A 6,129-nucleotide genomic window follows, 5' to 3' on the forward strand; every position below is an offset into this window, starting at 1 on the left:
GTTAAGGGATTTTGAGGATCCATAAGCCATTTTGCCAAACCCAGCCTGTTCTTTGGCAGGTCCTTTCCAAAAGGCAATATAGCTGCCGGCACATCGGGCTGCACTTCGGCTCCATAATTATCATACACACCTCTTTCCAGTATATACGCCGGTCTTCTTTGCTTCATTTCTTCCATCACCATTATTTCGGGTATGTTCTCTGTGAGTGCATTTCTTTCCAGTCTTGTTCGCTGCAGCTCACCGGCTTTTTGTTGCCACGCCTTTGAGATATTTGAAAAATAATATTCCGACAGGTCTTTATCGGCAATCTTCCCGGGATCGGCATTGCCTTCCTGTCGCTGCACCAGCACATTCACCTCAGCAGGAGTGAGGCTACGGTCGTAAACCACCAGCTCATCTACCAGCCCGTTCCTGAAGCCCGTTCCCCTCCAATCGGCGCCTACCTGCAGCCCCGGCTGCTCCCCGTTGGTGAACATAATATCCTTATACAGGTTATCCTTTTCCGTTATCATGGGCATTTCATTCCCGTTCATAAACAATTTTAATCCTCCGGCTTTGCCGGAGCCGTCATAGGTAACGGTTAGCTGTATCCATTTTTCTTTTGGCAGCGATGCTTCGCTCACCTTTAGGATATTATTGTATGGCCAGGTATGCGCCATTAAAATTTCGGCCCTGTCGTTTTTTATATTCAAAAAATAGCCGCGGAAATTATAGGTGATATCGCCGCTCCCTTTATGAAAGATCACACCTTTGCTCAGCTCTTCTGGAATATTAACCCACACCCCGATGGTAAAAGGCTGAAAGCGGTTAAAAATACCCACTTCGCCCAGCTTCAGCACATCATCGCCATTCGATTTGAATGCATTGCCTTTGCGGCCGGGAACCAGCACCGGATCAATCGTTACGCCTTTATCTTTAGGATTTGTTTCGTTTATGAAAACGCCTTTTACAAGCTTATCAAATGTAAAATGCGCCTGCATTCCTTTTTTAAAATCAAAGGGAATGGTATTGGCTGTGTGTAGTTTCCACTGCTCAAAATTTGCTTTTTCACTTTCAGCGATCGTATTCAGTTCGGCGGTCAGGCTGCTTTCTTTTTTGCTGAGATAAGCAATAATGGAATCCTGCTTTGCATCGGTCAGCATCAGGGTAGGAACCGGCATGGCATTGTCCCATGATATTTGTCCTGCTTCATCTATATTGTTAAAAAAGCTATACAGGCTATAAAATTCTTTTTGAGATATGGGATCGAATTTATGATCATGACAGCGGGCGCAGCTTATGGTCAATCCCATCAAAGCGGTACCCACTGTGCTGGTACGGTCTACCACGTATTCAGTCCTGAATTCTTCATCTACAATACCACCTTCCATGTTTTGCGCATGGTTCCGGTTAAATGCAGTAGCGATCTTTTGCTCGCGGGTGGCATTGGGCAGCAGATCGCCGGCCAGTTGCCAGGTAACAAAGCGGTCGAAAGGCATGTTTTCATTAAACGATCTGATCACCCAGTCGCGCCAGGGCCACATCGGCCGGTAACGGTCTACAGTATACCCGTGCGTATCGGCAAACCTGGAAACATCGAGCCAGTCTGTTGCCATTTTTTCGCCATAGTGAGGAGACGCTAACAACCGTTCCACCACTTTTTCATATGCAGCGGGGGAGCGATCTGCAATAAAGGCGTTTGTTTCTTCTATAGTAGGTGGTAAGCCGGTAAGGTCTAATGTTACCCGCCGCAATAAAGTTTCCTTATCTGCTTCAGACGAAGGTTGCAGATTGTTTTCTTCGAGCTTCTGCAATACAAAAGCATCTATCTCGTTTTTGACCCATTGCTTGTTTTTTACTTCAGGAACAGCAGCTTTTTGAGGTGCAATAAATGCCCAGTGTGGCTTATACTCAGCTCCCTGCTCAATCCATTTGATCAGTATCGCCTTTTCATAATCGGTCAATACCCGGTTAGACCCCTTTTTGGGCATCGCCATTTCTTCATCGGAGGTTGTAATACGATGATACAGTTCACTCCTGCCCGGTTTACCCGGAACAATTGCACGTTTACCATCCTTTAATACTGCCAAAGCGCCTTCCCTGGTGGAAAGATTCAAACCCGCCTTCTGACCCAGGTTCTTATCCGGACCATGACATAAAAAACATTTGTCAGAAAGGATCGGTTTAACATGCAGGTTAAAGTCAATATGGGCGGGCAGTGATTTATCCAGCTTTGCTATGGAAGCCGGTTTGTCAACAGCGCTTGTGTTGATAAAGAAGAAACCGCCAATGAGCAATACGCCAATAATCAGGACGATTTTACCAGGAACTTTCTTTTTCATATTTAAAGCAGGCAAAAGCTTTCGCAACAAAATATTATTTTCAGGTATGAAACCAGACGGGTATAAAGATAATCATTAAAAAGGGTTTATCGGTTGCCGGAGCCGTCTTTTGTAAAACCCGTTTGGCAGGCATTCAATTTTATTCTACATTTATCTTTCATGCCCGGCTGACCAAAATCATAACATGGATGATATGAAACGATACTTCTTTTCTCTCCTGGTCGCAACTTTGAGCTATACCCTATCCTGCGCACAGGCTCCTCCAACCAATTATGATGAATCAGCTATCCCACCCTATACCCTGCCCGATCCGCTGATCTCCCCTAATGGGAAAGCGATCACAACAGTTAAGGATTGGGAACGCAAACAAAGACCCTATATTTTAAAATTATTTACAGACAATGTATATGGAAAAATACCTGCCAAACCCGCAGGCATGCATTTTAAGGTTACGGAAACCAACGATGCTGCGCTCAATGGAAAAGCAATACGGAAACAGGTAACCATTTATTTTGCTGCGGGAGATAATGCTCCTTCAATGGATCTGCTGTTGTATTTACCTAAGACCAATAAGCCGGCAGCAGTATTTGCAGGACTGAATTTCGGCGGCAATCATACCATTGCCGCAGAGAAAGCGATCAAGCCGGCCAGGCATCTCAGGAAGAAAAACCGGCAGATGACCGACAGTGAAGCCATTGAAAGTTCAAGGGGATCTTCTGCTTCGCGCTGGCCGCTGGAAGAAATAATCAACAAAGGCTACGGCCTTGCCACTGCGCATTATTACGACCTTGAGCCTGATGATAAGGATGGCTGGAAGCAAGGCATTCGCACCACCATGAAAGACGCTTTACATATTGCACCGGAAGCATGGAGCGCCATTGGCGCATGGTCGTGGGGACTAAGCAGGATACAGGATTACCTTGAATCGGATGCGGCAGTGGATGCCAAAAGCACCATACTGATCGGCCATTCGCGGCTGGGTAAAACCGCTTTATGGGCAGGCGCCAATGACCGGCGTTTCGCTATGGTTATCTCTAACAACTCGGGCGAAGGCGGTGCTGCACTTTCCCGCAGGATATTCGGCGAAACCATCCGCAACCTCAATACCAGCTTCCCGCACTGGTTCATTGCACGGTACAAAAGTTATAACGATCATCCCGAAATGTTACCCGTTGATCAGCACATGTTGTTATCGCTTATTGCTCCCCGTCCTTTATATGTTGCGAGTGCAGAAGACGATAAATGGGCCGACCCCAAAGGCGAATTTCTTTCGGCAAAAAATGCAACGCCTGTTTATGCGCTTTACAAACTGCAGGGGCTAACAGCTAATGAAATGCCCGCGGTAAATACTCCTGTAGGAGAAAAAATAAGATACCATATCAGGACCGGCAAGCATGATGTTACGCTTTACGACTGGCAGCAATACCTTGATTTTGCGGAAGCGAATAAAGTGGTAAGTGGTAAGTAGTAAGTGGGTGAGAGGTAAGAGAAGTAAGAAGGTAAGAGAAGTAAGAGAAATAAAAAGGAGTTATCAGCTCATCGTTAGTATGCTTTAGCTGAAGGCTGTCTGCTGACGGCTGAATGCCCGTGAGAAGTGAGTAATAAGTAAATATTGATCTTTCTTAAAAAATACAGTAATCACTCATGAAAAAAAAATACGGGCGCCGGAATTTTATTGGTACAGCTATTGCCGGTGGTATAGGATTAGGCTTATCTAACAGCTTCTCTCCTTTATATGCACAGGGCAGCGCACCGCAAAAAAGAATTGGTATCATAGGCTTAGATACTTCTCACAGCATTGCTTTTACCAAAGCGCTTAATGCCGCTGAGGCCGCTCCCGGATTAAAAGGTTACAAAGTAGTAGCGGCTTATCCGAAAGGGAGTAACGATATTGAATCATCCGTAAAAAGGATCCCGGGATATACGGAAGAAATAAAAAAGCTGGGGGTAGAAATAGTAAGCTCAATAAAGGATCTGCTAAAAAAAACAGATTTTATATTGCTGGAAACCAATGACGGCCGGCTGCATTTGCAACAGGCCTCAGAAGTGATCAGGGCAGGTAAGCCGGTGTTCATTGACAAACCTGTTGCGGCTTCTTTAAAAGATGCGATAACGATCTATAAAACAGCGGAACAGTACAAAGTACCTGTTTTTTCCTCTTCTTCGCTGCGGTTCATGCAAAGTGCGCAGGATGTGGCCCGGGGAAAAGTGGGTAAAGTGCTGGGCGCCGACTGCTACAGCCCCGCGCATCTGGAAAAAACACATCCCGACCTGTTCTGGTATGGCATTCACGGTGTGGAAACGTTGTATACGGTAATGGGCACGGGTTGTAAACAGGTAGTGCGGTTGCACACAAATGATACGGATGTTGTGGCAGGCACATGGGCAGATGGCCGCATCGGCACATTCCGTGGCACCCGTTCGGGAAAAAGCGGCTACGGCGGAACCGTGTTCGGGGAAAATGCAACCACCGTATTGGGTCCTTTTGACGGCTACGATGCATTGCTTGTACAGATCATTGCATTTTTTGAAACAGGTATACCACCGGTGAGCAGTAAAGAAACACTGGAAATATGTGCTTTTATGGAGGCTGCCGATGAAAGCAAAAGCAAAGGCGGTATCCCGGTGAGCCTGGAAGAGATAATGAAGAGAGCAGGAGCATAATACAATTTATAGTTTGAAAGTTTGTGGTTTATTGTTGGGAATATCGCTTCGGATTTAAAATTATCCCTGATCCGGGAAAAAGTTTGCAATAGAGCGAAGGATTGGAAACTGCTACAAAGCGACATCTCTCAAAAGTTAAAATACAATCATGAAGAATTCACGCAGGAACTTTATCAAAAAAACAGTGGCAGGAACGGCGGCATTTTCAATAGGCAGCATTTTACCCGCTTTCAGCGCTAAAAGCTATGCAAATATTATAGGTGCCAATGAACGCATACGCGTAGGCGTTATGGGCGTTAACAGCCGCGGTCTGGCAGTGAGCAGCAACTTTGCCATGCAGGATGGATGTGAGGTTGTATATGTTTCAGACGTAGACACCCGCGCAGCAGATAAATGCATTGCGGCAATTGAAAAGCTGCAGCACAAACGTCCTGCACCTGCTCCTGATTTCAGGAAAGCGCTGGAAGATAAAAATATGGATGCCCTGATCGTTACGGCACCCGATCACTGGCATGCCCCCGCTGCCCTGCTGGCCTGTAAGTCCGGTAAGCATGTGTATCTCGAAAAACCCTGCAGTCATAATCCCCATGAGGGCGAATTGCTGATCACTGCGCAAAAGAAATACAACAGGATATTGCAAATGGGCAACCAGCGCCGCTCCTGGCCTAAGGTAATGGAAGCGATCGCTGAACTGCACAACGGCATAATAGGCCGTCCTTATTTTGCCAAAACCTGGTATTCCAACAACCGCGCCTCTATCGGCAAAGGAAAAGAAGTGCCTGTACCCTCATGGCTCAATTACGAGCTGTGGCAGGGCCCGGCGCCCCGGCAACCCTACAGGGATAACCTCATTCATTATAACTGGCACTGGTTCTGGAACTGGGGTACCGGCGAAGCGCTCAATAACGGTACGCATATGGTTGACCTGGCCAGGTGGGGCCTGGGGGTGGATTACCCCGTGAAAGTAAGCTCAGCAGGTGGCCGTTACCGGTATACCGACGACTGGGAAACACCCGACACCCAGGTCATTAACCTGGAATTTGAAAACAACAGCATGATCTCCTGGGAAGGGCGCAGTTGCAACGGGCTGCCGGTAGAAGGCAGCTCCGTTGGCGTGTTATTTTACGGCGAAACGGGCTCCCTG

Annotated in this window: 4 protein-coding genes; 3 read left to right on the top strand and 1 reads right to left on the bottom strand. The window is 46.8% G+C overall.

All coding sequences use genetic code 11. From position 1 onward, the window contains the following. On the bottom strand, window positions 1-2,321 hold a 2,321-nt coding region (locus PLH26_RS19210), incomplete at its 3' end, for a DUF1549 domain-containing protein (RefSeq protein WP_324587642.1). Window positions 2,322-2,514: 193 nt separating this feature from the next. Between PLH26_RS19210 and PLH26_RS19215 the strand changes: the two genes are divergently transcribed. The 3 genes from PLH26_RS19215 to PLH26_RS19225 form a co-directional block, all read left to right on the top strand. Further along, window positions 2,515-3,789, top strand: a complete 1,275-nt coding sequence (locus PLH26_RS19215) for a glucuronyl esterase domain-containing protein (protein WP_324587643.1) — start codon at window positions 2,515-2,517, stop codon at window positions 3,787-3,789. 176 nt (window positions 3,790-3,965) lie between these two features. Beyond that, complete coding sequence (locus PLH26_RS19220) at window positions 3,966-4,985, top strand: Gfo/Idh/MocA family protein (protein WP_324587644.1); 1,020 nt, start codon at window positions 3,966-3,968, stop codon at window positions 4,983-4,985. 148 nt (window positions 4,986-5,133) lie between these two features. Then, window positions 5,134-6,129 (top strand): Gfo/Idh/MocA family protein (locus tag PLH26_RS19225; RefSeq protein ID WP_324587645.1); only part of this gene is annotated, 996 nt, incomplete at its 3' end.

The sequence above is a fragment of the Agriterribacter sp. genome (assembly GCF_035444585.1).
Taxonomy (GTDB): Bacteria; Bacteroidota; Bacteroidia; order Chitinophagales; family Chitinophagaceae; genus Agriterribacter.